General features: G+C 63.6%; 23 protein-coding genes and 1 tRNA gene. 10 read left to right on the forward strand and 14 right to left on the reverse strand.

The annotated features are described in order from the left end of the window. The first annotated feature begins 156 nt into the window (after positions 1-156). Positions 157-432, forward strand: coding sequence for a CtrA inhibitor SciP (sciP, locus tag ACT54B_RS03900; protein WP_476042974.1), 276 nt, complete (start codon positions 157-159; stop codon positions 430-432). A 324-nt stretch (positions 433-756) separates the two neighbouring features. Here sciP and ACT54B_RS03905 read toward each other — a convergent pair whose 3' ends face one another. Next, complete coding sequence (locus tag ACT54B_RS03905) at positions 757-1,107, reverse strand: flagellar export protein FliJ (RefSeq protein WP_476042975.1); 351 nt, start codon at positions 1,105-1,107, stop codon at positions 757-759. 445 nt (positions 1,108-1,552) lie between these two features. Between ACT54B_RS03905 and ctrA the strand changes: the two genes are divergently transcribed. Continuing rightward, complete coding sequence (gene ctrA, locus ACT54B_RS03910) at positions 1,553-2,254, forward strand: response regulator transcription factor CtrA (protein WP_183364403.1); 702 nt, start codon at positions 1,553-1,555, stop codon at positions 2,252-2,254. A gap of 183 nt (positions 2,255-2,437) precedes the next feature. Here the strand turns inward: ctrA and ACT54B_RS03915 are convergent, their stop codons facing one another. Beyond that, on the reverse strand, positions 2,438-2,800 hold the full coding sequence (locus tag ACT54B_RS03915) for a response regulator (RefSeq protein ID WP_476042976.1): 363 nt from the start codon (positions 2,798-2,800) through the stop codon (positions 2,438-2,440). A gap of 109 nt (positions 2,801-2,909) precedes the next feature. Further along, complete coding sequence (gene chpT, locus ACT54B_RS03920; protein WP_476042977.1) at positions 2,910-3,554, reverse strand: histidine phosphotransferase ChpT; 645 nt, start codon at positions 3,552-3,554, stop codon at positions 2,910-2,912. A 293-nt stretch (positions 3,555-3,847) separates the two neighbouring features. On the opposite strand from chpT, the gene ACT54B_RS03925 reads away from it, so the two are divergent. Both ACT54B_RS03925 and ACT54B_RS03930 read left to right on the forward strand, forming a co-directional pair. Then, positions 3,848-4,423, forward strand: coding sequence for a DUF1134 domain-containing protein (locus ACT54B_RS03925; RefSeq protein ID WP_476042978.1), 576 nt, complete (start codon positions 3,848-3,850; stop codon positions 4,421-4,423). A 127-nt stretch (positions 4,424-4,550) separates the two neighbouring features. Next, positions 4,551-5,696, forward strand: coding sequence for a hypothetical protein (locus tag ACT54B_RS03930; RefSeq protein WP_476042979.1), 1,146 nt, complete (start codon positions 4,551-4,553; stop codon positions 5,694-5,696). A 6-nt stretch (positions 5,697-5,702) separates the two neighbouring features. Here ACT54B_RS03930 and ACT54B_RS03935 read toward each other — a convergent pair whose 3' ends face one another. After that, positions 5,703-6,536, reverse strand: a complete 834-nt coding sequence (locus ACT54B_RS03935; protein WP_476042980.1) for a TrmH family RNA methyltransferase — start codon at positions 6,534-6,536, stop codon at positions 5,703-5,705. 9 nt (positions 6,537-6,545) lie between these two features. Then, positions 6,546-6,926: a hypothetical protein gene (locus ACT54B_RS03940; protein ID WP_476042981.1), complete on the reverse strand. Its 381-nt coding sequence runs from the start codon at positions 6,924-6,926 to the stop codon at positions 6,546-6,548. Positions 6,927-7,018: 92 nt separating this feature from the next. On the opposite strand from ACT54B_RS03940, the gene ACT54B_RS03945 reads away from it, so the two are divergent. Together ACT54B_RS03945 and rpoH are read left to right on the forward strand one after the other, a co-directional pair. Beyond that, on the forward strand, positions 7,019-8,041 hold the full coding sequence (locus tag ACT54B_RS03945; protein WP_476042983.1) for an RluA family pseudouridine synthase: 1,023 nt from the start codon (positions 7,019-7,021) through the stop codon (positions 8,039-8,041). A 172-nt stretch (positions 8,042-8,213) separates the two neighbouring features. Next, positions 8,214-9,116 carry an RNA polymerase sigma factor RpoH gene (gene rpoH / locus ACT54B_RS03950; RefSeq protein WP_476042984.1) on the forward strand — a complete coding sequence of 301 codons (903 nt, stop codon included), beginning with the start codon at positions 8,214-8,216 and terminating at the stop codon, positions 9,114-9,116. Positions 9,117-9,206: 90 nt separating this feature from the next. Here the strand turns inward: rpoH and ACT54B_RS03955 are convergent, their stop codons facing one another. Together ACT54B_RS03955 and ACT54B_RS03960 are read right to left on the reverse strand one after the other, a co-directional pair. Beyond that, on the reverse strand, positions 9,207-11,888 hold the full coding sequence (locus ACT54B_RS03955; RefSeq protein WP_476042985.1) for a DNA polymerase III subunit gamma/tau domain-containing protein: 2,682 nt from the start codon (positions 11,886-11,888) through the stop codon (positions 9,207-9,209). A 56-nt stretch (positions 11,889-11,944) separates the two neighbouring features. After that, positions 11,945-13,243 carry an adenylosuccinate synthase gene (locus ACT54B_RS03960; protein ID WP_476042986.1) on the reverse strand — a complete coding sequence of 433 codons (1,299 nt, stop codon included), beginning with the start codon at positions 13,241-13,243 and terminating at the stop codon, positions 11,945-11,947. A 197-nt stretch (positions 13,244-13,440) separates the two neighbouring features. On the opposite strand from ACT54B_RS03960, the gene ACT54B_RS03965 reads away from it, so the two are divergent. Beyond that, positions 13,441-14,325: a DMT family transporter gene (locus tag ACT54B_RS03965; protein ID WP_476042987.1), complete on the forward strand. Its 885-nt coding sequence runs from the start codon at positions 13,441-13,443 to the stop codon at positions 14,323-14,325. Positions 14,326-14,433: 108 nt separating this feature from the next. Continuing rightward, positions 14,434-14,835, forward strand: coding sequence for a RidA family protein (locus tag ACT54B_RS03970; protein ID WP_476042988.1), 402 nt, complete (start codon positions 14,434-14,436; stop codon positions 14,833-14,835). 100 nt (positions 14,836-14,935) lie between these two features. Here ACT54B_RS03970 and ACT54B_RS03975 read toward each other — a convergent pair whose 3' ends face one another. Both ACT54B_RS03975 and ACT54B_RS03980 read right to left on the reverse strand, forming a co-directional pair. After that, the gene (locus tag ACT54B_RS03975; RefSeq protein ID WP_476042989.1) at positions 14,936-15,421 is read right to left on the reverse strand and encodes a DUF1772 domain-containing protein; all 486 of its coding nucleotides are present in this window, start codon (positions 15,419-15,421) and stop codon (positions 14,936-14,938) included. A gap of 63 nt (positions 15,422-15,484) precedes the next feature. Beyond that, on the reverse strand, positions 15,485-16,384 hold the full coding sequence (locus tag ACT54B_RS03980) for a LysR substrate-binding domain-containing protein (protein WP_476042990.1): 900 nt from the start codon (positions 16,382-16,384) through the stop codon (positions 15,485-15,487). Between the two features lie 275 nt (positions 16,385-16,659). On the opposite strand from ACT54B_RS03980, the gene ACT54B_RS03985 reads away from it, so the two are divergent. Further along, positions 16,660-16,980: an MmcQ/YjbR family DNA-binding protein gene (locus ACT54B_RS03985; RefSeq protein WP_476042991.1), complete on the forward strand. Its 321-nt coding sequence runs from the start codon at positions 16,660-16,662 to the stop codon at positions 16,978-16,980. A 76-nt stretch (positions 16,981-17,056) separates the two neighbouring features. On the opposite strand, the gene ACT54B_RS03990 is transcribed toward ACT54B_RS03985, so the two are convergent. Beyond that, the gene (locus ACT54B_RS03990; RefSeq protein ID WP_476042992.1) at positions 17,057-17,344 is read right to left on the reverse strand and encodes a hypothetical protein; all 288 of its coding nucleotides are present in this window, start codon (positions 17,342-17,344) and stop codon (positions 17,057-17,059) included. 78 nt (positions 17,345-17,422) lie between these two features. Here ACT54B_RS03990 and ACT54B_RS03995 point away from each other — a divergent pair, with 78 nt between their 5' ends. Then, complete coding sequence (locus tag ACT54B_RS03995; protein ID WP_476042993.1) at positions 17,423-17,755, forward strand: helix-turn-helix domain-containing protein; 333 nt, start codon at positions 17,423-17,425, stop codon at positions 17,753-17,755. A 200-nt stretch (positions 17,756-17,955) separates the two neighbouring features. Here ACT54B_RS03995 and ACT54B_RS04000 read toward each other — a convergent pair. The 4 genes from ACT54B_RS04000 to ACT54B_RS04015 all read right to left on the reverse strand — a co-directional run bounded on the left by ACT54B_RS04000 (position 17,956) and on the right by ACT54B_RS04015 (position 24,180). Continuing rightward, positions 17,956-18,032, reverse strand: a tRNA-Met gene (locus ACT54B_RS04000). 163 nt (positions 18,033-18,195) lie between these two features. Next, the gene (gene mnmA, locus ACT54B_RS04005; protein WP_476042994.1) at positions 18,196-19,392 is read right to left on the reverse strand and encodes a tRNA 2-thiouridine(34) synthase MnmA; all 1,197 of its coding nucleotides are present in this window, start codon (positions 19,390-19,392) and stop codon (positions 18,196-18,198) included. A gap of 1,920 nt (positions 19,393-21,312) precedes the next feature. Further along, on the reverse strand, positions 21,313-22,908 hold the full coding sequence (gene serA, locus ACT54B_RS04010; protein ID WP_476042995.1) for a phosphoglycerate dehydrogenase: 1,596 nt from the start codon (positions 22,906-22,908) through the stop codon (positions 21,313-21,315). 96 nt (positions 22,909-23,004) lie between these two features. After that, positions 23,005-24,180: a phosphoserine transaminase gene (locus tag ACT54B_RS04015; RefSeq protein WP_476042996.1), complete on the reverse strand. Its 1,176-nt coding sequence runs from the start codon at positions 24,178-24,180 to the stop codon at positions 23,005-23,007. Positions 24,181-24,361 lie beyond the last annotated feature (181 nt).

Raw genomic sequence — 24,361 nt, forward strand, 5'->3', positions numbered from 1 at the left:
CTTTCTATACGCAGACGGAATGGCATGCATCAAGTTTTGAACGTTTTCCCATAGGCCAATGAATATGCTGAAAATTTTCACGAACGGCTTAGTCAATTTTTAAAGGTGCAGGGCTAGAGTCGCTTCATGTGGTCTTGAGTTTGTGTAGAGAGTCCAATGACCGAAATGATTCGACCCCGAGTAAAATATGTCATCGGTCCCGATGGCAGCCCGCTGACGATTGCGGATCTTCCCCCGGCCAATACGCGCCGTTGGGTGATCCGCCGGAAGGCAGAGGTGGTTGCAGCGGTGCGCGGTGGCCTGTTGAGCTTGGAAGAAGCCTGCGAGCGTTATACCCTGACCGTCGAGGAATTCCTTTCCTGGCAGGCCTCCATCAACGATCACGGTCTGGCCGGCCTGCGGACGACGCGGCTTCAGCAATACCGTCACTGATCGGGACCGCATTCCGCGCCTGAAAAGAACCCGGACGCCTCGGCGTGCCGGGTTTTCGTTTGCCGTCTTCCGCCCCCTGAACGCCGGCAGAAGGCTATCCGTGACAGGCGCAACCACCTGACTTCGTTCGGAAACTTGAAGACGAGGCCTGGAACGCGCCTGACGAACCGGTCTTTGCCGGAGGCGGCGCGCCGATCCGAAAAAGCAAAAAACCGCAGGCGCACGGCTCACCCCGTTCGCTGCGGTCTTTCAAAAAAAACCAATCGGTTCCCTGCCGCCGGACCTCGTCTGTCCGGCGCCGGTTAACGGCTTGCCTGCCTCTGGTCAGGCGCGAGCACGCACCGCGCTGTCACGCTCTTCCAGGGCTGCAGCGCGGCTATATTCCGCCTGAACTTCCTCCAGCGCTGCGGATGCCGCATCCTGCTGTGCCTTCAGCTCCCGGATCGATACCTGGAGATTGTCTGCACGCTGCCGGGCGGCCTTCGCAAAGGTCGGATAGGCAAAATGGTTCGGATCCGAAATACCGGACTTTTTCTCCTCGAGGGCGATCTGGGCTTCCAGCTCTTTCGCCATCCGTTCGAATTCCGACATCATCACCTGCAGCTGCTGCAGCTGCCTGCGCTTTTCATTCACCTGAAATTCTTTCAGGCGCACTAGGCTCTCACGCGTCTTCATACGCAATACTCCCGTGATACGAGACCCCGGCTCCACTCAATTCATTAACCCGAGTGCCCTGCCGCCGCCGTCTTCGTTAAAAAAAATCGGGCGACGTTAACAAAAACCTACCGTTGGTAACCTTTCATTTACGGGCATCGTCAATGATAGGGGGGAGGTTTTAAGGGTAGGTAAACACTGAATGCAGAAAAACAATGATCTGCATAGGTGAGTCAGAAGAATCGGTTAGCGGGTTTTTCTCATGTTTTACGTGAGCAAGCCTGAAGTCAGATTCTTATGAGAAATCAGGGGAGTGCTAAAAATATTTAATAAGTTCGGTACACCTTGTCAGAGGGAATCAGAATTTGTTAACCATTTGGTGGCAGCTTCCAAATCAGGCAACGACTGGATCCGTATCGCGTAAGGGGGCCAAGACGACCTTAATGCGGCGGTAAAGGGGATAAAAATGCGGGTTCTACTCATCGAAGACGACAGCGCGACCGCGCAGAGCATCGAATTGATGCTCAAGTCTGAAAGTTTCAACGTGTATACCACAGACCTCGGTGAAGAGGGCGTGGATCTCGGCAAGCTGTATGACTATGACATCATCCTGCTTGACCTGAACCTTCCTGACATGTCGGGCTACGAAGTGCTGAGAACACTGCGCCTGTCAAAGGTAAAGACACCCATTCTGATCCTCTCCGGCATGGCTGGCATCGAGGACAAGGTCCGCGGTCTCGGTTTTGGCGCCGACGATTACATGACCAAGCCTTTCCACAAGGACGAACTGGTGGCGCGCATTCATGCGATCGTGCGCCGTTCGAAGGGTCATGCGCAGTCGGTTATTGCCACCGGCGACCTGATCGTGAACCTGGATGCCAAGACGGTCGAAGTCGGCGGCCAGCGCGTTCACCTGACCGGCAAGGAATACCAGATGCTGGAGCTGCTCTCGCTCCGCAAGGGCACCACCCTCACGAAGGAAATGTTCCTGAACCACCTCTATGGCGGCATGGACGAGCCCGAACTGAAGATCATCGACGTCTTCATCTGCAAGCTGCGCAAGAAACTGGCCAATGCGGCCGGCGGTGCGAACTACATCGAAACGGTCTGGGGCCGTGGCTATGTGCTGCGCGAGCCCGACGGTTCGGATTATCTCGAAACCGCCTGATTGCCTCCCTGAAAAGCTGCAACGATCAAGGATCCCGCCCGTCTCCGACCGGCGGGATTTTCTTGTGCGGCATAGGCCGCGCGCGAGCGCGATCCCTCCCCCGGGATACCCTTGCAAACGAAAACCGCCGGCTGGTGAACCGGCGGTCTGAATTTCGTTGCGCGAGAAAGGGGGAAGGTCCGGTCAGGCCGCGACGGACAGTCCGGCAAAAGCCTGGGTCAGGATCTTGCGGTCGAAGGGCTTCAGCAGGAAATCGTTTGCCCCTGCCCGCTTGCCCATCATCATCTTCTTCAGATCCGCCTCGACGACGCAGTAATAGATTCGCACATCCTTGCCGTTCGGCAGGGTGCGAAGGGTGCTGATCAGCTCGATCGCCCCTTCCAGACCGGCATCGACGATGAGGATATTCGGCATGTCGGCTTCACAACGATGCAAAGCCTCCTCCGCAGATCCCGCTTCGAAGACCATGAAGTTCAGTTCGGTCAGGATCCGTTTCCCGACCTTTCGGACCACGTCGGATCCGTCTGCTATCATCAGACGTTGCATCGTCTTGCCTCCCGGCCCATGGCGGGCGTCTACGACAATATGCAGGAGCGTAACGGCGCGCGACTAAGGAATCGTTACTGCAACAGGGTCAGATCGGGCCTTTGTTGCCTCAGGCCGGAACGACTGCCGTATAGGTGATTTCCTCTGGCGTCACCGTATGGTTGAGCGTCATGCCGGTTTCGTCTGCCAGCAGCACCGTATAATAGGGCTGGATGGAATGGGCATCGATGGCCTCTTCCACGGTACCGGCATAGATTTCGATGAATTTCGGCGGCACGCGCATCATCCGGCCCTTGGCGGTCAGGGTGAAACGGGCGTCGAATTCCGGATTTTCCAGCGTGACCGTCACGACGCCGCCGCGCGGGATCGAGCCATAGGCGACCAGGAACAGGTTGAGCAGCAGCTTGACCCGGTTCTTCGGAATGATGGCGCGCGGGCCGTTCCAGACGACTTCGGTCTTCTTTTCCGCGGCGGCAAAATCCTTGGCCGCCTTTTCCGCCTCGCCCGTGTCGATCGAGGCGCCGACCGAGCCGGACGCGCCGAAGGCAAGGCGGGCGAATTTCAGCCGCACCGAAGCATTGAGCGCACTGGTGCGGATCAGATCCATCGCATCCGCGTCGCTGCCGCTTTCGTCCAGCAGCTCCAGGCCGTTGTTGATCGCACCGACCGGCGAGATCACGTCATGGCAGACCCGGCTGCACAGCAGGGCGGCGAGATCGGCGCCGCTCAGGGTAAGATTGGGATTCCTGGACATTCAGCCCTCCTGAAATCTGCATCGCCGCGGCGATGTCCGCCTCATACGGAATGGATAAAAAAATAACACATCGGTTCAGGCCCCGCTTCCCCCTCGGTCAGCAGAACCGGAACCGCCTCCGACCGCGACCTTAGCGGATCGGTAAATTGACCCGCCATAATGACACCATATTTGGTAAACCGATTGTTAATCCGATCCGCGCAAAATGCATTTACGGGGCGACGGCAAGACACGAACCCTTTCTAGTGGAGGAACGGATGCACCACAAACGGCGTCTTTCGGGGATCGGGCGGATGGCATCGCGCCTCGCCCGCGTTCTTTATCTGTCATCACTGGCCCTGGCCGTGGCGATTCTGGCCGGGCCACAGGCCCGGGCGGCCAGCTCCAGCCAGTACACCGTGCAGGAAATCGTCGATGCGGGCCATGATTTCTTCGGCTCCACCAGCGGCGGCCTCGCCAAGGTGGTCGAAAACGCCTTCCAGCAATATGGCCTGCCCAACGGATATATTCTCGGCCAGGAAGGGTCGGGCGCCTTTATCGCCGGCCTGACCTATGGCGAAGGCAATCTTTACACGAAGAATGTCGGCCAGCACGATGTCTTCTGGCAAGGCCCCTCGCTCGGCCTCGATTATGGCGGTCAGGGCAGCCGGGTGATGATGCTGGTCTATGACCTGCCGAACCTGGATTCCCTCTATAACCGCTATGGCGGCGTCAGCGGCTCGGCCTATGTGGTGGCCGGCGTCGGCATGACGGTGCTGAAGAGCCACAATGTCATCATCGTGCCCATCCGCACCGGCATCGGCGCTCGGCTCGGCATCAATGTCGGCTATCTCAAGCTCTCCACCCAGCCCACCTGGAACCCCTTCTGAAGCACCGGGAACCCCCGGCCTTCGGGCGGTTACCGCTTGAAGTTGCCGGGCGGGAGTGCTTAATGACATCAACAGGCCAGACCGACGGCTCCCCCTCGGCTGGCACGCCCCAAGTTTCGGTGTTTCCGTGATCGAATACGTGCTTCTTTTCGGGCTGGGTTTTCTCGCTGCCGCGCTTCTGGCCATGCTGGTCGCGCCCGCCATCCAGAAGCGCATCGTCATCTATGCGGAAAACCGCCTGAAGGCGACCATGCCCCTTTCGCCGCAGGAAGTGCGCGCCCAGCGCGACATGGCGCGTGCGGCCTTTGCGGCAGAACAGTCCCGCACGCAGCAGGAACTCAACCAGGAACGCGAGCGCCGCGTCACCCTGCAGGTGGCCCAGGAAAACCTGTCGGGCGAGGCCCAGAAACTGCGGGCCGAAAATGCGGCCATGAAGATGCAGATGGACCAGATGAACACGGAGGCCGGAGACCTGCGCTCCGCCCTGCGTCAGAAGGAAAACCAGTTGCTGGAGGCCCAGGAAAAGATTTCCGGGCTGGAGCTCTCGCTTGCGGAGCAGGTCGCCGCCATCGAGGATATCCAGCGCCAGTCGCTGCGCGTGGCCGCCGAAAGGGACAATGCCAAGATCGACCTCGCCGCGCGCAACACCCAGGCCGAGAACGACCGCTACCGCGTGCAGTCCCTGCGCGAGGAACGGGACAGCCTGCGCCGCGAGGTCAAGCTGCTCACCACCCGCGCCAAGGAGGCCGAGCAGCGCCTGCAGCAGGAAGAGCACAAGAACATTCGCCTGTCGGACCGTCTCGCGCGCGAGCAGGCGGGTCTGGCCGACCGCGACACGCTGATCGAGCGCCGCGCCAGCGAAATCCAGCGCCTGCGCGACAAGATCAAGGCGATTTCAGCCGAAAGCCGCGACGCCCGCCGGCAGATGAAGAGCCTTCCCGAGCGCAAGGCCGGCAAAAAGCCCGGCACGGCGGTTTCCGCCTCCCTCGATGAGCCGCCGGTCACGGCGGAAAGCGTGGCGGACATGAAGGACGAGGCCCGGCATCAGGCCGCCGCCTTGGCCGAGCAGTTCCAGAAATCGCGCAATACGGCCAATGATGCGGCCCTGCGGGACGAGCTGGCCTCTCTGGCCGCCCGCATGGTCGCCATCACCGCGACGGAAGAAGGCGAAGCCTCGCCCATCCCCGCGCTGGTGGATCAGCCTGCCCCCTCCCCCGCCAATGACAGTGCCGGTCGCAGCCTGGCCGAGCGCATCCGCGCGATCATGCCCTAGTGCGGCTTACGCCCCCGGAACAAAGCCACCCCGCGTGCCGATGGAATAGAGCGCGATGCCGCTCGCGGTTGCGACATTGAGACTGTCGAGACCGGGGCTTTGCGCAATGCGCGCGGTCTGGAACCGGCGAAGGATGGGGGCAGGCAAGCCCTCCCCTTCCGTGCCAAGCACCAGCGCCATGCGGGCGGCAGCGGGTATGGCGCCGATTTCCACTCCGCCCGAGGGCGAAAGGCCCCAGACGGCAAAGCCGTTTTCCTGCAGCAGCGCCAGACAGGCGGCCGCATCGCCACCCCGGGCATAGGGCACGGACAGCACCGAACCCACCGAAACGCGCAGGGCCTTGCGATAGAGCGGATCGCAGCACGTCTCGTCGAGCACGATCAGCGAGACGCCGAAGGCGGCCGCATTGCGGAAGATGGATCCCATATTGTCGTGGTTGGAAAGACCGGCGGCCACCAGCACCAGCGCCTTTTCGGGCAGGGCCGCCAGCCTTTGGCCGAGATCCGCCCGCGGCCGGCGTTGCCCGAGCGCCAGCACGCCGCGATGCATGTGGAAACCGGCAATCCCGTCCATCACCGCCTGCGAGACGGTGTAGACCGGAACCTCCTCCGGAAAGGCGGACACGATGTCGGAAAGGCCTGCGACGCGGTTTTCGAGCAGCAGCAGGCTTTCCGCGAGGAAGCCTTCCGGACCGCCGTGATGGGCCGCAAGCATGCGCAGGACCACCGTGCCCTCGGCGATGAACCGGCCCTGCCGGCCGGTCAGGTCGCGCTCGCGAATATCCCGGAAGGGGGCGACGCGGGGATCGGCGGGATCATCGATCCGCTCGGGCACGGCCATGGCTTTCGCTCAGCGCAGGGTGATTTCGGCGACGATCCGGCCCGACGCGATATCGAAGACCAGCGCCTGCTCCGTGGCGCCGTTCGCCAGACCATGGATCAGCAGCTGCCCGCCCGAAAGCGAGACAGACCGCACGATGAAGCCCGGCGGCAGGCTTGCCACCGCCTTGATCTTCTCGCCGACCGGAATGCCCGACCCCGCCACCGACTGGCTGGCCGCTTTCGGATCGGGACGCGTGAGCTTGTAGACAATCGTGCCGAGGACAGCCATAAGCATGACGACCATGACGCCGGCAGAGATCAGCTGGAGCCGCACCATCTTGCGCCGGACCCGTTCCATCACCGGATCAAGCGGCTTGTCTTCCTGTTCGTCGTCGTCCACATGAGACATGATAGGTGCATTTCCTGGCTGGCGATCCGTCATGGATCGAGCGTTTCGACCGGCCTCGCATGATGCTTCTGACAAGCACGGGAACGAGAGTGATGACTGACCCCTTTACCGAAGCCGAAGCCAATAGGAAAGTGCTGACGGCTGACGAAAGCGCCGAAGGCCGGCTGGACCAGTGGCTGACGGCAACGCTGGAGGGGGAATTCTCCCGCAACCGCATCAAGCAGCTCATCGAACAGGGTGCCGTGACGATCAATGGCGCGGTCATCACCGAGCCGAAACGCAAGATCCGCTTCGGCGACCGGATCGAGATCCTGCTGCCGGAGCCCGAAGACCCCGTGCCCCAGGGCGAGGATATTCCCCTCGACGTGCTCTACGAGGACGACGACCTGATCGTGCTGGTAAAGCCCGCGGGCCTCGTCGTGCATCCCGGCGCCGGCAACTGGACGGGAACGCTGGTCAACGCGCTGATACACCATTGCGGCAGTTCGCTGTCCGGCATCGGCGGCGTGCGCCGTCCCGGCATCGTCCACCGGCTCGACAAGGACACGACGGGCGTCATGGTGGTCGCCAAGAACGATCAGGCCCACCGGCATCTCGCCGCCCAATTTGCCGATCACGGCCGTTCCGGCCCGCTGGAGCGCGCCTATCTCGCCGTGGTCTGGGGCCGCCCGCGCCAGCTGCGCGGCACCATCGATGCGCCGCTCGGCCGGGCTGGAGACCGCACCAAGCGCAGCGTCAAGCGCGAGGAGAGCGAGGATGCGCGCGAGGCCATCACCCATTACGAGGTAGTGGAGCGCTTCCACGAAAAGCCCGACGCCTCCTGCCTCGCCTCGCTGGTGGAATGCCAGCTCGAAACGGGCCGCACCCACCAGATCCGCGTGCACATGGCCCATATGGGCAATCCCCTGATCGGCGATGCGGATTACGGCTCGGCCTTCCGCACCAAGGCGAACCTCCTGCCGGACGCCGCCAAGGCGGTGGTGAACGGCTTCGACCGCCAGGCGCTGCACGCCTTCCTGCTCGCCTTCGAACACCCGTCCACCGGCGAAGTCATGCATTTCGAAGCCCCCATGCTCGAGGACATGGAAGCCCTCGTGGAGGCCCTGCGGGACTAGGCACGGAAAGTAACCGGAAAAAAACGGGAACAAATTCCGCCGTCCTGCCCTTGAAAGGCCATAAGCCGGTTATTATCTGAAAAAGTCGCGGCGGGGCTTCCAACAGACCGCTGCGCTCGGCCGCCTTGGGATATCCCCATCAGGAGCCGGGATCTCGACGAGGGGGTGCTCCATGGCCCGTGGTTCCATGCCTATCATTTCCGGCGGTGAAGCCGGTCTGAACCGTTATCTGGATGAAATCCGCAAGTTCCCGATGCTGGAGCCGCAGGAAGAGTACATGCTCGCCAAGCGCTACCAGGAACATCAGGACCGCGACGCCGCCCACAAGCTCGTCACCAGCCATCTGCGCCTCGTGGCCAAGATTGCCATGGGCTATCGCGGCTATGGCCTGCCGATCGGCGAAGTGGTTTCCGAAGGCAATGTCGGCCTGATGCAGGCCGTGAAGAAATTCGATCCGGACCGCGGCTTCCGCCTCGCCACCTATGCCATGTGGTGGATCAAGGCCGCGATCCAGGAATATGTGCTGCGGTCCTGGTCGCTGGTGAAGATGGGCACGACCGCCAACCAGAAGCGCCTGTTCTTCAACCTCCGCCGCCTCAAGGGCCGCATCCAGGCCATCGACGACGGGGACCTGAAGCCCGACCAGATCGAGCAGATCGCCACCAAGCTGAACGTGACGCCGGAGGAAGTGGTCTCCATGGACCGCCGCCTGTCGGGCGACGCCTCGCTGAACGCGCCGATCCGCGCCTCCGAAGGCGAATCCGGCCAGTGGCAGGACTGGCTGGTCGATGACCACGACAGCCAGGAAACCGTGCTGATCGAACAGGACGAGCTGGAAAGCCGCCGCAGCATGCTGGCGCGCGCCATGGGTGTGCTGAACGATCGCGAACGTCGCATTTTCGAGGCGCGTCGCCTCTCGGAAGATCCGTCCACCCTGGAAGATCTCTCCGCCGAGTTCGACATCAGCCGCGAGCGCGTCCGCCAGATCGAGGTCCGCGCCTTCGAGAAGGTGCAGGAAGCGGTCCAGAAGGACGCCGCCGAACGCCAGAAGGCCCTTCGCCTCGTCGAGGCGTGAGCCCCCTTCGCCGAAAACCCGAGATACAAAAAGAAACGGCCCGGATGTTCATCCGGGCCGTTTTCGTAGGGTCTTCGCAGCCGCCCGCGATCAGGGCTGGGCCGGGGCCTGCCCGCCTGCGGACGTGCCGTCCTGCGCATTCCAGTCGCGGATCGCGGCCTTGAACGCTTCGCTGCCGGTGGAGCCCTTTTCCATGGTGATCAGGGCGCGGCGGCCGTTGCGATAGGTCACGGGAATGTCGATCCAGTCGCGGGTTTCCAGAAGCTTGAGATTGAACGCCCGGGCATCCGCAAAATCGTTGAGCGCGATCATGTGGAAATCGTCAGTGATCTTGGCCGGCACGGCGATCAGCGGGTCTCCGCGATCCTGCTCGGTCTGCTTCAGCGCCACGCGCTGCACGCTCTCGATGGCGCCGCCCTCGAAATCCTTCGGAATCGAGAAGACCAGTTCCACCAGATGGCTGGCCGGAAGCGACGGATCGAGATTGCGCTTGAAGGTGATCAGCGCCGAAAGATTGCGCTCCGGGGCCGAAACCTGGGCTTCCACCGTGGTTTCCGGCTTGCCGTCCGCACCGGCTTCCTTCTTCAGCGACCAGACGACGGCGCCCTCGATGGCGACCGGGGAGGTCTGGCCCACCCGCTCCTCATAGAGATACATCTTCTGCGACACGCCGACGGGAATGGTCGCGTCGGGCGTCGTCGTGGTGGCCGGCGTTCCGGCACCGGGCACGTTTGCCGCTGCCGGCTCTGCGGAGGCGACGGTCTGCTGCGCAACCGATTTGCCTTCCCCGTTTCCGGCCGTCGCGGCCTTGCCCTCGTCCACTTCCGAGCCATCCGCCTGCAGACGCTGGGTAAACTTCTGGATTTCCGGCTCGGCGGTCGCGGTTTCCTGCGGCGCGGTCTTGCCGGTCGCCGGCTTTTCGCCGCTGGCCGGCTTGGTCGCCGGCGTCTTGCCGGTGTCCGCCTTCCCGGTCTCGGTCTTCGGCTTCACCTCGTTCGGCGGCGACGAGACGAGCCCGGTCACCAGACCGCTCAGTGTATCGCGAAACACCCAGGCGCCATAGCCGGAGCCGGCGACGAGCAGAAGGCCCAGGAGACCAAGCCCGATGGAGGTGAAATCGAAGCGGCGCTTGGGCTCGATCCGGTAGGACCGCGCCGGCTTTTCCACATTGGTATAGAGCAGGTCGTCCGTATCGTCCTCATCCCCGCGGGATGTGTCGGCCGGCCCCTCATAGGCATCGAAATCCTCAAAGGGCTCCCACTGCTCTTCCTCGACCGCAGGCTTTTTGGCGGCCGGGGCGGCCGGACGCACCTCGTCGAAGATCCCGTCGTCCCAGGCCTGCGAAGCGGCGGCGGGCGCGGCGGGCGCAGGCTGGCTCTTCAGCGGCGGCAGATCGGCCCCAAGCAGGTCCCAGTCGTCGTCGAGGCTGGCCACGGGCTTTGCCGTTGCGGGCTGGGATACCGGAGGCTGCGCCACGGGGGCGACCGTCGCGGGGACGACCGGTGCCAACGGTTCGGGCTCGACGGGGGCAGTGCTTTCAGCCTGCGCCGTCAGAACGGGCGCGTCGAAATAGTCCTGCGCAGGTGCGGACAGATCCGCATGAAGGGGCTCCGGCGCTTCAGGCGCGGCCGGGACCGGGTCGAGATCGCCGGACCAGGCCAGCGGATCGGCCACGGGCTGATCGGGCAGCACGGCAAGGCCGGTTTCCTGCTCGATGGTCGGCGCATCCGCATGGGCGACCGGTTCGTACTGGGCGGTTGCCGCCCATTCTTCCGCGTCGATGCGCGCATTGGCATCCACATCCACGCCACCCGTCGGCCATTCCGGCTGCGACAGGGGCTCCGGCTGCGGCTCCACCACGGGGACCGGCTCGATGGCGGCATATTTTTCGGTGGGATCTTCGATCTCGAAGCCCGGATAGGTTTCGAGCGCCGTGCTTGCCGGAAGCGAAGCGGCCGCCGGAGCCGGAACGGCCTCATCCCAGACGGGCGAAGCGGGCGGCGGGACCGGTTTTTCGTCTGCGACCGGAACGGGAGCCGTCTCCGGCTCGACGGCGGCCGGGAAGGCCGGGATCGGCTCGGGCGCTACCGGCGATGCCGCGGGCAGAGGCGCAGGCGCAACGGGCGTGGCCGGCTGCGGTACGTCCTCGTCGGCCCAGCTCTCGTCGTCCCAGAGCGTCGGCGCCTTGACCGGCGACGCGACAACGGGGGCGGGCTGAGGCACGGGAACGGGTTGCGGCTCGGGAACGGGCGCGGAAGGAACGGACGGCGATTCGGGCGCGCTGACGGGAGCCTGATCCCAGACCGGCGGCGCGGGGCTGGCCTCGACGACCGGCTCTGCGGCCGGAGCGGGCACCACGTCCTGCGGCGCGGCCGCCGGGGCTTCAAAGGCGGGCGCGGAAACCGGTTCCATGTCGGGAGCAACCACAGCCTCGGCGGCATGGACAGGCTCCACGGCGGAAGGGGCTTCGGCTTGCGGTTCCGGAACGGAGGGCGCCGGGGCGGCATCCTCGTATACCGGCTCGGGGCTCAGCGTTTCCACCTCTTCCGGCGCAGCCAGCGCCTCCGCATGCTCGGCCTCGACCTCGCGAATGGCAGTCTCGAGCTTTTCCAGCTGACGGCGGAGCATTTCCTCGGGCGGACGCGGCTTCATGCTCTCCAGCTGTCGGAGAACGGCACCGCGGGCCTTTTCATACACCTTGGCGCGCAGTTCCGGCGTGTTGTCGGACAAACCGTCCACCGCCCTGCGTATGACTGCTACAAAATCCGCCATCAGTATTTTCTCGTGAACACGGTTTACACCTTGCTAACCTAAAACAAGCCGCGACATTAGTCCTCAAACGGGTCGGTCACAAGTATGGTGTCGTCCCGTTCGGGACTTGTGGACAGGAGAGCGACCGGCGCACCGATCAATTCCTCCACCTGACGCACATATTTGATCGCCTGGGCCGGCAAATCCGCCCATTTCCGGGCGCCGACGGTCGATTCCTTCCAGCCTTCCAGCGTGACATAGACCGGCTCGACGCGGGCCTGCTGCGCCTGCGAGGCGGGCAGATGGTCGATGCGCTCGCCATCCAGCATGTAGCCGACGCAGATTTTCAGCTCGTCGAGACCGTCGAGAACGTCGAGCTTGGTCAGCGCGATGCCGGTGATGCCGTTGGTGGCAACCGACTGGCGCACCAGCGCCGCATCGAACCAGCCGCAACGGCGCTTGCGCCCGGTCACGGTGCCGAATTCATGGCCGCGCTCGCCCAGGAACTGGCCGACCTCGTCGTGAAGTTCGGTCGGGAACGGGCCTTCGCCGACGCGGGTCGTATAGGCCTTGGTGATGCCGAGAATATAGCCGAGCGATCCCGGACCCATGCCGGAACCCGCCGCCGCCTGGCCGGCCACCGTGTTGGACGAGGTGACGAAGGGATAGGTGCCGTGATCGATATCGAGCAGCGAGCCCTGCGCGCCTTCGAACAGGATGCGCGCACCGCGGCGGCGCTCCTTGTCGAGCAGCAGCCAGATCGTGTCCCGGAAGGGCAGCACGCGGTCGGCAATGGAGGTCAGTTCCTGCATCAGCTGGTCATGGGCGATTTCGGCCACGCCGAAGCCGCGCCGCAGCGCATTGTGGTGGGCGAGAAGCCGATCCACCTTGGCGGCCAGCGCTTCCGGTTCGGCGAGATCCATCAGGCGGATGGCGCGGCGGCCGACCTTGTCCTCATAGGCCGGGCCGATGCCGCGGCGGGTGGTGCCGATCTTGGTGCCGGTCGCGGCGGCCGCGTCCTCGCGCATGCCGTCGAGCTCGCGGTGAACGGACAGAATGAGCGTGGCATTGTCGGCAATGCGCAGGTTTTCCGGCGTGACCTTTACGCCCTGGGCGGCGAGCTTGTCGATTTCGGTGAGAAGCGCATGCGGATCCACCACCACGCCATTGCCGATGACGGCCAGCTTGCCGGGACGAACGACGCCGGAAGGCATGAGGGAGAGCTTGTAGCTGACGCCATCGATCACAAGCGTGTGGCCGGCATTATGACCGCCCTGGAAACGCACGACCACATCGGCGCGCTCGGAAAGCCAGTCCACGATCTTGCCCTTGCCCTCGTCGCCCCACTGCGAGCCGACAACCACGACATTCGTCATATCTCAGTACCCTCAAAGACCAAAAAGCGGGCCAAAGCCCCGCCAAACCCGCGCATCTATACTGTTTTGTTTCCGGGAAAGCTATCGCGTATCAGCGCACAATCCGGGTTTTTGCGTGACATTGCACCGATTTAGGCGCACAGAACGGAAATTTCCGGTATCAACGGCAGTCGCTCGAGACCCCAAGGAGCCGGCCCTTGCGCCTGAAATCCTATATTTTTCTGATCGTCACCACCCTCGCCTGGGGCGGCAATGCCGTGGCCGGCAAGATCGCCATCGGCCATGTCAGTCCGATGGTGCTGACCTTCAGCCGCTGGTTCGTGGCCTTCCTGATGATTCTCGCCATCGGCCTGCCGGAAATCCGCCGCGACTGGCCCGTCATTCGCCGGAATCTGCCGCTTCTCGCCGGTTACGGCATTGTCGGCTACGCCCTGTTCAATGCGCTGCTCTATTCGGCCCTTCTCTATACGAGCGCCATCAATGTGGCGATCATCCAGGCCGGCATTCCCATGCTGATCTTCGCCTTCAACTTCCTGCTGTTCGCCACCCGCATCTCTCCCATGCAGATCGCCGGCTTCGTGCTGACGCTCGCCGGCGTGCTGCTGATCGCGGCCCGGGGCGACATGTCCACCCTGGTCGGCCTGAAGCTGAATTTCGGGGACGGCCTGATGCTGCTCGCCGTGCTGGCCTATGCGGTCTACACGATCTTCCTGCGCTATCGGCCCGACATGAACTGGAAAAGCCTGATGGCGGTGCCGGCGCTCGGCGCAGCTCTTGCCTCCCTGCCGCTGGTTTTCTGGGAGGTGCAGTCGGGCGCAGCCCTCTGGCCCGATGCCACCGGCATCGCCGTCACGCTCTATACCGGGGTCTTCGCCTCGCTCGTGGCGCAGGTCTTCTATATCTTCGGCGTCGAGGGCATCGGCCCGAACCGCGCGGGCCTTTTCATCAACCTCGTCCCGGTCTTCGGCACCCTGCTCTCCATCGCCATTCTCGGCGAGTCGCTTCACGCCTACCACATCGCGGCGCTGACGCTGGCCCTGTCAGGTATTGCCGTCGCCGAATGGGGCAAACGAAGCGGCTAGAGGGCCTGCTTCTGCCGGAGCCCGAAACGCGCCCTTTTCTCCGCGTTGACAGCACCGCCGCTCCGCAGCAAGCATGAACGGCCTGCCGACAACCGCAAGGACTGATCCATGCCGCTCCTCGATTTCCGCTCGCCCCCGACCCTACCCAAGACCGCCAATTATGCCCACACCGTCGCCGTGGCGGCGGGCGCCCGCACCATCTATGTGTCGGGGCAGGTCCCCTTCGATGCGGAGGGCAACTTGATCGGCAAGGGCGATTTCGAAGCCCAGGCACTTCAGGTTTTCCGCAATCTGGAATGGGCGCTGCAGGCCAATGGCGCTGGCCTCAAGGATCTGGTCAAGCTGGGGCTCTATGTCACCGACATGAACCATCTGGCGACGCTCCGGCGGGTGCGCGACGGTTTCGTGACGGGGGAGAACCCGCCGGCCAGCACCCTTCTGCAGGTGACCGGCTTTTTCCATCCGGACATCCTCTTCGAGATGGATGCCATTGCCGCCGTGGCGGATTGAGCCGAACCTGCAACCGGCGTGGACGCGAACCGGCTTTCCCCGACAGCCGGGCGCGGGGCAGCACGGGCCGGGCTGCGTCTCGCCAACCGCTTTCGGGGCATCACGAAATCAGCGCCACCACAAAGGCGATAAAGGCGATGGCGTGAAAGGCCGCGCGGATGATGTGGGACATTTCCCAGATATCGCGCATGCGCCGCCAGTCACCGGACGGGTTGGCCGCGGACCCGAAGAAAGACCGGCTTACCGTCGGCAGCGCGCTGTCCTTCATCCAGACGGAATTGACCGGATGGGTCAGGATCCAGTAGGTCGCATGCGCCAGAAGCTGGAAGACGAAGGCGGCGCTAACGGCCCAGAACGGCGTGTCGCCAAGCGTGCCCCAGACGAGGATCGCGCCGACCGCGATCATGCCGCCAAGCTCGCCGAACAGGCCTCCGAGCGTGAAGCCGGGATAGTAGATTGTCTGTGTCGCGCGATAGGCCGCTTCATCCAGCCGCCGCTTGCCGGGATATTCGAGGGCATGTGCCAGCGACAGGCCCATCGTGACCGCGAGGAGAAAACAGGTCAGAACCTGGACGAGAGGATGCATGGCCGGGCTCCTTTCCGAAGGTCTGGCTGACCCCGTTCCGTCACCAGGGGGCCGAACGGCGGCCTATCCGCCTTGTCTCAGCACCCGGGTTTCCTCGAGCAGCCACTCCCGAAAACGCCTGATCTTCGGAAGGGTTCTCCGGTTTTCCGGATAGGTCAGCCAATAATCCTGCCCTTTGGAAACGCGAAGGGGAAAGGGTTGAACCAGTCGCCCATCCTGAACATGGGCTTCGTAAAGGGCACAGGTGAGGATGGAGACGCCCTGGCCGGCAATGGCCGCCACCGCATCGTAGAACTGGACGCAGAAGGTGGGGCCGGGAATGATCCGCTCCGGGTGGAAGGCCGTCTCCGAAAGCTCGAACCACGCCTTCCACCACGGATCGGTATGACCGAGAAAGGGCAGGCGATAGAGATCCGCCGGCGTCCTGATCCCGCCGATGCTCTCGGCGAGCTGGGGAGACAGCATGGGCGCATACGCGCCGCAGAACAGGAAATCCCGCGCAAGTCCCGGCCATCTGCCGTTTCCGATCCGGATCGCCAGGTCGACGTCCTCCTTCACCAGATCGATGATCCGCGGCGACGTATCGAGGGTGATGGCGATATCGGGGTTGGCGCGCTGAAACTGCGCCAGCCGTTCCGAAAGCCAGTTCGAGGCAAAGGTTTGCGGAGAGGTGATCGAGAGCTGCGCCGAAGCCTCGTTGCGCGCCGCCTTGTAGGCCTGAGACAGATCGGCAAACACCCCCGTCGCGGTGGCAGACAGCGCCTCGCCGGTTTTCGTCAGCGTGACCTTGCGGGCGGTGCGGACGAACAGCGGCGTGCCGATGCGCTCTTCGAGGATGCGGATCCGGTAACTCACCGCCGCTTGCGACATGCCGAGCTCCTCGGCCGCCCGCGTGAAGGTTCCGAGGCGGGCCGCCGCTTCGAAGGCGCGCAAGGCGGCGAGAGGAGGAAGCGTGAAGGCCATGCGGATAAAGACTCCTTATGCGAACCACCTGGATTTGCGTTGGTCATCGCGCCGCCGCCTCCCGATACTTGGCCCGTGAACAAGACAGGGAGCCATGCGATGTGGGCAGCCGATCGGCTGAAACGTTTCCTTGCCGTTTGCCGCGCTCCGGGCCAGGCACGGCGATCCCTGCAAACTGCCTGGCCCCCTGCCCGGTACGCCTCCGCAACAGGGCCCGTCGGGTCGAACCTGCCCGATCCCTTGCGGGAGCAGGCAAAAGCAGGGAAGGTAACCGGATGAACAGCCGATTTGCTCAGATTGCGCTCTCGCTGGAGGGCACCGTGGAGGTCCCTCACGGCCAACGCCGGGCCTTCCGCCGACGCGTGATCTACGCCACGCTCTCCCCCGATGAAGCGGCCGCCAATGTGAAATTGCTCCCCGAACAGCAACAGCACTGGTGCGCCGTGCTGGGCGAGGCCATGCGGCCTGTTCCGAACAAGTGGGGCCTGCAAGGCTGGACCGAGCTCCGTCTCTCCGCCCTGCCGGACGACATGATGGAGCCGCTCCTGCACATGGCCTGGGCCGGCGCCGGCAAGGCCGGCACTCCCCGCCGCTAAAGGCCCGATACCGCCTGAGCCGAAGCGGGCGAAGGCGGCGTCGGCGCACCATCGCCACCCCCTCGAAACGGATGCGCTATCCGCCCCCCTGCGCCGAACGTCGCCGCAACTCATCGCGAACCCGCCGCCACTTACCCTGTTCCCGCGTATCGCTGTAACGCCACGCACGGTCTTCATTGATGTAGGCCACTTCCTCGGCCCGGTCACCGTGGCGGGCGATGAGCTCGTCGACGAGGCGCCTGATGTCTTCAGGCGGTATTCGATGCGGGAGAATCCGGAATTCCCACGTGTGATGGATGGCTGCGATCAGTGCAACACCGCCTATGACGAGGAACGGCAGGAAATCGGAAAACGAAGCAGCCATGACAACCACAATATGACAGGTTTTATAACGCCATATTGTACATAGACCCGTGGTCTTTGTCAGGAACAATCTGTTCCTATGGAATCGTTCTCGACAAATTTGAAGCGGCGTGCGCAGGAGCTTGGATTATCCAATGCCGAAGTCGCTCGGCGTGCCGGACTAACGGAGCGCCGGTATGGCAACTATATCACGGGTCGACGCGAGCCCGATCTTGCGACATTGGTCAGGATCGCAACTGTTCTTGAAAGCTCACCAAACGCATTGCTGAGTTTCTATGACAAACCTGATCAGCTTACGGCTGTTGACATACTGAAAGCGAGAATAGCAGCCGCTGCAAATGCGCTGTCGGATGAGGACCTAAAGGTAATGGCAATCGCTATGGATGCCATTGCCAGCCAGCGATCCAGATAGAACAGATCCCCCCTGACACGCCTCCCCGTCGCCTTCATGGAACGATCGCCGTGAACCATCGGAGACCATCCTGTCGGAGAAAGCGCGGGTGCGCGATGCGATGACCGCTCCGGAAAATCCTCAGGCGACACCCACATCGGCGTCCACGCCGAGCACCCCCTCAAAAGAGGCCATAACTATCTGTAATCATTGGAGAAAGATGGTAGCGGGAGAGGGACTCGAACCCCCGACACGCGGATTATGATTCCGCTGCTCTAACCACCTGAGCTACCCCGCCAGACCGGTGCCGCGCCTTGTTTCGCCTTGCGAATTCGCCGCGCGCCGTTCGGATGAGCGGCTTAATAGGCGGGCGGCTTCGGCCTGTCAAGCACCTCGGCGCGAAAGCGTGAAGGTTTTTGACAGGCAGGTTTCTCCCCCGGCTCGCGGGAGAGAAAATCTGCTCAGGCGGCTGCCGGCTGGTCCAGAAGCTGCTTCAGCGCGGCCTCTGCATCCGCCGAGCGTTCCGAGCGGGCGATGAAGCCGCCGCCCCAGACGCGGGCATAGGCGCCTTCGCCGGAGAAGAGCGCGCAGGCCTGTCCGGGCGCGATGCCGGCCTCGCCCTCGGCAAGCTCCACATAGAGGCCGGTCTCGTCCCGTTTCAGCAGCGCCGGCTTCGGCGGGCGGGTGGAACGCACCTTGGCGTAGCAGGAAAAGCCTGCGGCGGCCGCCTGTTCGAGGTCCGTATCGCCGAGCCAATTCACGTCGCGCAGATAGACGCGGCGCGTTTCCAGCGCCTCGCGCGGACCGACGACCACGCGCCGCCCGCGCGCATCGAGATAGACCACATAGAGCGGCTCGCCCGTGGCGATGCCAATGCCGCGCCGCTGGCCGATCGTGTAGTTCAGGATGCCCTCATGCCGGCCGAGCACCCGCCCGTCCAGATGCACGATCTCGCCCGAAAGCGCCGCATCCGGCTTCAGCTTGTTGATGATGTCGGTATATTTGCCCTGCGGCACGAAGCAGATGTCCTGGCTGTCGGGCTTTGCGGCCACGGTCAGGCCCATGACCTCGGCCATTTTCCGGGTTTCGGCCTTGGAATAGCCGCCGAGCGGAAAGCGCAGGTAATCGATCTGCTCCTGCGTGGTGGCAAACAGGAAATAGCTCTGGTCGCGGTCGCTGTCCACGGGCCGGAAAAGCGCCCGCCGCCCGGGATGGCCGGGCTGCGGATTGGCCTTCGAGGCGATGTAATGGCCGGTCGCCAGCGCATCGGCGCCCAGATCCTTCGCGGTGGCCAGCAGATCGGCAAACTTGACCGTCTGGTTACAGGCCACGCAGGGGATCGGCGTTTCGCCGGCCACATAGCTTTCCGCAAAGGGATTGATCACCGTTTCGCGAAAGCGCTGCTCGTAATTCAGCACATAATGGGGAATGCCGAGCGTCTCGCAGACGCGCCGCGCATCGTCGATATCCTGCCCCGCGCAGCACGAGCCCGGCCGGTGCACGGCCGCCCCGTGATCGTAGAGCTGCAAGGTGATGCCGAGCACATCATAGCCCTCGCGCTTCAGCAGACCGGCCACCACGGAGCTGTCCACGCCGCCCGACATGGCGACCACCACCCGCGTATCTTCCGGCTTCTTGTCGAAATCCAGACTGTTCATGTCAGGGCACACTTTCCGCTTATCCGCCCGGGGTTAAAGGCCCCGGCGGCCCTCGATCCTCGCCCTTTCAGGCAATTCCCGCCATATAAAAGGCTTTTGTGGCCGGTTCAAGGAGGGAGCGCGGCGTGGTGATCCCCATCCGGACAAGCTTCGCGCCATGAGGGGGAGGGTCCGAAGGACGGTGGTTGCCCCTCCCCCTTGTGGGGAGGGGTTAGGGGTGGGGGTCAGAACGTAAGATGTGGCCGGAGGCCTCAATGTGTTTTCAATCAAAGCACGTCGATTTCCTCGGCCTACCCCCACCCCTGCCCCTCCCCACATCCGGACGAGCTTCGCTCCCCACAAGGGGGAGGGAGTCGGTCGAGTTTGCCGCTCTCTGATCTCCGTAAAATCATGCAATGGCTCCGGTCAGTGCCTGCCGCCCCCTCACCTGCCTGCCGGCATCCTCTCCCTCGGCGGACGAGCGAAGCTCGCCGCGGGGGAGAGGAGGAACCGCCGCCGGCGTTCGACATCCTGTGTTTTGCGCAAAGGTCGGCGATGCCCTCTTCTCCCCAACGGGGAGAAGATGCCCGAAGGGCAGATGAGGGGGCGGATCGCCAGAACAGCGGGGTTCCCCTCCCCACAAGGGGGAGGGAGACGGTCGAATTTGCCGCCCTGATCATCACCAAACCAAGCGGCTTCTCCGGTCAGTGCCTGCCGCCCCCTCATCTGCCTGCCGGCATCCTCTCCCTCGGCGGACGAGCGAAGCTCGCCGCGGGGGAGAGGAGGAACCGCCGTCGGCGTTCAGCATCCGTTGTTTTGCGGAAAGGTCGGCGACTCTCCCTCTTCTCCCCAGCGGGGAGAAGATGCCCGGAGGGCAGATGAGGGGGCCGTTGGGCAGGACAGCGGGATTCCCCTCCCCCTTGTGGGGAGGGGTTAGGGGTGGGGGTCGGAACGTAAGATGTGGTTGAAGGCCTCAATGTAGCTTCATTGCTGAACCTGAGTTCCTAGGCATACCCCCACCCCTGCCCCTCCCCACAAGGGGGAGGGAGACCCTTGAGTTTGCCGCTCCCCATCTGTTCCAAACAATGCGATTTCTACGGTCCGTGCCTGCCGCCCCCTCACCTGCCTGCCGGCATCCTCTCCCTCGGCGGACGAGCGAAGCTCGCCGAGGGAGAAGATGCCCGGAGGGCAGATGAGCGGGCTGCTTGGCAGGACGTCAGCTGCCCTTCCAATCACGAATACCCACTCCCTACCCCCTACCCACTACTCACTACCCACTACTCACTCCCCTCGCCCTAACCCCCTGTTTTCCCGCGCAGATAAATTTGCACCGCCATCATCCCCCTCAGCAAATCCTGTGGGATAATATTCCTCGTTCCGCTCTGGTAACGCCGGGGGCCCTGCGATCCCGGTCAGGTGGAGCCGGTCTTTCTTCCTGCTCTCTCGCAGATGCGCAGGAAGAGACGGTGCAGAAAATGGCTTCCGCTCCCCGTCACCAATGTCGGGGGGTCCGTCTGTGTGACGACGAAAAACTGCTGCGGGCCGGGTCGCGTGAAAAATAGCGGTCCGGTGCGAACAAGACCGGTCAATCCGGTCGCCCGTCGCCGGGCGCATGCGAAATACCCGGCGGACCGTAGGCTTGGTGCAGAGAAGCCGGAGTTGCATCGCATAAAGCCGAAACGGGGCGCGGAAAGCGCCATATAAACTTATTCATACGAGGTGCTCCCCGCGCCCCGGCCGACCCCTCGTGTCCCGAGGGGGGAAATGAGGCATAACCCGGCTTCGAACGAAGCGCGGGATCGATGAAGCATGGCCTGGCATGACTGCCCCCTCCCCACGCCCCCACAAGGGGAACAAGGAGGGGGCGATTTTGCGGGCATGAAAAACCCCCGCCCGCCGGAGCGGACGAGGGCCAGTCTGGACCGGGAGGTCGGTGTGCGCTCAGTCCACGTTGAAGGCCAGGGGCTTGACCTGGCGGATCTGCGGATGGGCTTCGAGCGCGGTGATGAGGTCCTGGGAAATCTCCCCATCCACGTAAAGCAGCGCAATCGCATCGCCGCCCTGCGTGGAGCGGCCGAGCTGGAAGTTCGCGATATTGACGCCCGCATTGCCGACCGTGGTGCCGATGAAGCCGACGAGGCCCGGGACGTCAGTATTGGTGATGTAGATCATGTGCTGGCCCACATCCGCATCGAGGTTGATGCCCTTGATCTGGATGAAACGCGGCTTGCCGTCCGAAAACACCGTACCGGCCACCGAGCGGGTCTGGTTGTCGGTGGTGACGGTCAGCTTGATGTAGCCGTCGAAGACGCCCGACTTGTCGCGCTTGGCTTCCGAGAGGATGACGCCCTTTTCCTTCACCATGATCGGCGCGGAAACCATGTTCACATCCGCCACCTGCGGGCGGATGAGGCCGGCCAGCAGCGCGCTGGTCAGCGCCTTGGTGTTCATGCCGGCGGTGGAGCCGTCATAGAGGATTTCGATTTCCTTGATGGCGCTTTCCGTCACCTGACCCACGAAGGACCCCAGCACATCCGCCAGACGGATGAAGGGCTTCAGCCGCGGCGCTTCCTCGGCCGTGATCGAGGGCATGTTGATGGCGTTGGAAACGGCGCCCTTCAGCAGGTAGTCGGACATCTGCTCGGCCACCTGCAGCGCCACGTTTTCCTGCGCCTCGTTGGTGGACGCGCCGAGATGCGGGGTGCAGACCACGTTCGGCAGGCCGAAGAGCGGGCTTTCCTTGGCGGGCTCCACCTCGAACACGTCGAAGCCGGCGCCGGCCACGTGGCCGGACTTGATCGCCTCGGCAAGGGCTGCCTCGTCCACCAGTCCGCCACGGGCGCAGTTGATGATGCGCACGCCGGGCTTCACCTTCTTCAGCGCCTCGGCGCCGATGATGTTGCGGGTCTTGTCGGTCAGCGGCACATGCAGCGTGATGAAATCGGCGGCGGCGAAGAGCTGGTCGAGCTCCACCTTGGTGACGCCCATTTCCTTGGCCCGGGTCTCGGACAGGAAGGGATCATAGGCGAGCACGTTCATCTTCAGCCCGTTGGCGCGGGAGCAGACGATGGACCCGATATTGCCGGCGCCGATGACGCCCAGCGTCTTGCCGGTGATTTCGACGCCCATGAAGCGGGACTTCTCCCACTTGCCAGCCTGGGTGGACTGGTCGGCGGAGGGAATCTGCCGGGCAACGGCAAACATCAGCGCGATGGCATGCTCGGCTGTCGTGATCGAATTGCCGAAGGGCGTGTTCATCACGATGATCCCGCGGCGCGAGGCCGCCGGAATATCCACATTGTCGACGCCGATGCCGGCGCGGCCGACGACCTTCAGCCGGTCGGCGGCTTCGATCAGCTTCGGCGTGACCTTGGTGGCCGAACGGATGGCAAGACCGTCATACTGGCCGATGATTTCGAGAAGCTTGTCCTTGTCCTTGCCGAGATCGGGCTGGAAATCCACCTCGATGCCGCGATCGCGGAAGATCTGGACAGCGGTTTCGGACAATTCGTCGGATACGAGTACGCGTGGCGCCATGGGGCACACTCCCTACGTCTGAAGAAAAAACGGATGATGTCTGGGACAGCGGGCGGCGCAGCCGGCCTCGGCCGGGCGCGCCGCAGAAAGGGCGGATCAGGCAGCCTTCTTCAGGCCGGCCTTCTGCTGTTCGTAGGCGAAGGAGAGCCACGGCATCAGCGCCTCGAGGTCTGCCTTCTCGACGGTCGCACCCGTCCAGATGCGAAGGCCCGCAGGAGCATCGCGATAGGCGCCGATATCGAAGGCCACGCCTTCCTTCTCGAGCGTCGCGGCAATGCCCTTGGCAAAGGCCGCCTGGCCGTCCTCGCCGAGCGCGAGGATGTCAGGATCGACGATCTTGAGGCACACCGAGGTGTTGGAACGGGTCGCTGCCACCTCGGCCAGATTGTCGATCCAGCTATTGGCAGCCACGAAGTCGTGGATCACCGCCGCATTGGCATCCGCCCGGGCGATCAGCGCCTTCAGGCCGCCGAGACCCTTCGCCCATTGCAGCGCATCGATATAGTCCTCGACGCAGAGCATGGACGGCGTGTTGATCGTCTCGCCTTCGAAGATGCCCTCGACGATCTTGCCGCCCTTGGTCAGGCGGAAGATCTTCGGCATGGGCCAGGCGGGCGTGTAGCTTTCCAGCCGCTCGACGGCGCGGGGGCTGAGGATCAGCATGCCATGCGCGCCCTCGCCGCCCAGCACCTTCTGCCAGGAGAAGGTGACCACATCGAGCTTGGCGAAATCGAGGTCCTGCGCAAAGGCCGCCGAGGTGGCGTCGCAGATGGTCAGGCCCTTGCGGTCGGCCGGGATGAAATCCGCATTCGGCACGCGCACGCCAGAGGTCGTGCCGTTCCAGGTGAAGACCACGTCACGGTCGAAATCGATCGTGGAAAGGCCGGGCAGCTTGCCATAGCCGGCCTTGATGGTGCGGACGTCGGCAAGCTTCAGTTCCTTGGTGACGTCGGAGACCCAGCCCGAGCCGAAGCTCTCCCAGGCCACCATGTCGACGCCCCGGGCGCCGAGCAGCGACCACATGGCCATCTCGACCGCGCCCGTATCGGAGGCGGGAACGATGGCAATGCGATAATCGGCGGGAACGGCAAGTACCTCACGGGTGAGGTCGATGGCGAGTTTCAGCTTGGATTTGCCGATCTTGGCGCGGTGCGAGCGGCCGAGCGGTGCATCGGCGAGGGCTGCAGGCGTCCAGTCGGGACGCTTGGCGCAGGGACCGGAGGAAAAACGGGGATTCGCCGGCACGGAAGCCGGACGCGCGGTCGTCGTCATAGATCTATCCTTCCAGATAGTTAGCCTCTCGTTGGGGAGAGGTTGCCCGCCGCCGTGGATATAGAAGAGTGCCCGCTTCGTCAAGCGCGAAGTCGCAGAGAGAGAGGAAAATGGCGCGGGTGAATAATCCGACCGTATAACAAAAATGCCGCCGGCAGGGCCGGCGGCAGCAAGGTGGGGA

Source organism: Gellertiella sp. DMC107 (assembly GCF_056313605.1).

Excerpts from the sequence above, each read along its gene's own strand:
- sciP (WP_476042974.1), top strand. The coding sequence starts at position 157 with ATGACCGAAATGATTCGACCCCGAGTAAAATATGTCATCGGTCCCGAT.
- ACT54B_RS03905 (WP_476042975.1), bottom strand. The coding sequence starts at position 1,107 with ATGAAGACGCGTGAGAGCCTAGTGCGCCTGAAAGAATTTCAGGTGAAT.
- ctrA (WP_183364403.1), top strand. The coding sequence starts at position 1,553 with ATGCGGGTTCTACTCATCGAAGACGACAGCGCGACCGCGCAGAGCATC.
- ACT54B_RS03915 (WP_476042976.1), bottom strand. The coding sequence starts at position 2,800 with ATGCAACGTCTGATGATAGCAGACGGATCCGACGTGGTCCGAAAGGTC.
- chpT (WP_476042977.1), bottom strand. The coding sequence starts at position 3,554 with ATGTCCAGGAATCCCAATCTTACCCTGAGCGGCGCCGATCTCGCCGCC.
- ACT54B_RS03925 (WP_476042978.1), top strand. The coding sequence starts at position 3,848 with ATGGCATCGCGCCTCGCCCGCGTTCTTTATCTGTCATCACTGGCCCTG.
- ACT54B_RS03935 (WP_476042980.1), bottom strand. The coding sequence starts at position 6,536 with ATGGCCGTGCCCGAGCGGATCGATGATCCCGCCGATCCCCGCGTCGCC.
- ACT54B_RS03940 (WP_476042981.1), bottom strand. The coding sequence starts at position 6,926 with ATGTCTCATGTGGACGACGACGAACAGGAAGACAAGCCGCTTGATCCG.
- ACT54B_RS03945 (WP_476042983.1), top strand. The coding sequence starts at position 7,019 with ATGACTGACCCCTTTACCGAAGCCGAAGCCAATAGGAAAGTGCTGACG.
- rpoH (WP_476042984.1), top strand. The coding sequence starts at position 8,214 with ATGGCCCGTGGTTCCATGCCTATCATTTCCGGCGGTGAAGCCGGTCTG.
- ACT54B_RS03955 (WP_476042985.1), bottom strand. The coding sequence starts at position 11,888 with ATGGCGGATTTTGTAGCAGTCATACGCAGGGCGGTGGACGGTTTGTCC.
- ACT54B_RS03960 (WP_476042986.1), bottom strand. The coding sequence starts at position 13,243 with ATGACGAATGTCGTGGTTGTCGGCTCGCAGTGGGGCGACGAGGGCAAG.
- ACT54B_RS03970 (WP_476042988.1), top strand. The coding sequence starts at position 14,434 with ATGCCGCTCCTCGATTTCCGCTCGCCCCCGACCCTACCCAAGACCGCC.
- ACT54B_RS03975 (WP_476042989.1), bottom strand. The coding sequence starts at position 15,421 with ATGCATCCTCTCGTCCAGGTTCTGACCTGTTTTCTCCTCGCGGTCACG.
- ACT54B_RS03980 (WP_476042990.1), bottom strand. The coding sequence starts at position 16,384 with ATGGCCTTCACGCTTCCTCCTCTCGCCGCCTTGCGCGCCTTCGAAGCG.
- ACT54B_RS03985 (WP_476042991.1), top strand. The coding sequence starts at position 16,660 with ATGAACAGCCGATTTGCTCAGATTGCGCTCTCGCTGGAGGGCACCGTG.
- ACT54B_RS03990 (WP_476042992.1), bottom strand. The coding sequence starts at position 17,344 with ATGGCTGCTTCGTTTTCCGATTTCCTGCCGTTCCTCGTCATAGGCGGT.
- ACT54B_RS03995 (WP_476042993.1), top strand. The coding sequence starts at position 17,423 with ATGGAATCGTTCTCGACAAATTTGAAGCGGCGTGCGCAGGAGCTTGGA.
- mnmA (WP_476042994.1), bottom strand. The coding sequence starts at position 19,392 with ATGAACAGTCTGGATTTCGACAAGAAGCCGGAAGATACGCGGGTGGTG.
- serA (WP_476042995.1), bottom strand. The coding sequence starts at position 22,908 with ATGGCGCCACGCGTACTCGTATCCGACGAATTGTCCGAAACCGCTGTC.
- ACT54B_RS04015 (WP_476042996.1), bottom strand. The coding sequence starts at position 24,180 with ATGACGACGACCGCGCGTCCGGCTTCCGTGCCGGCGAATCCCCGTTTT.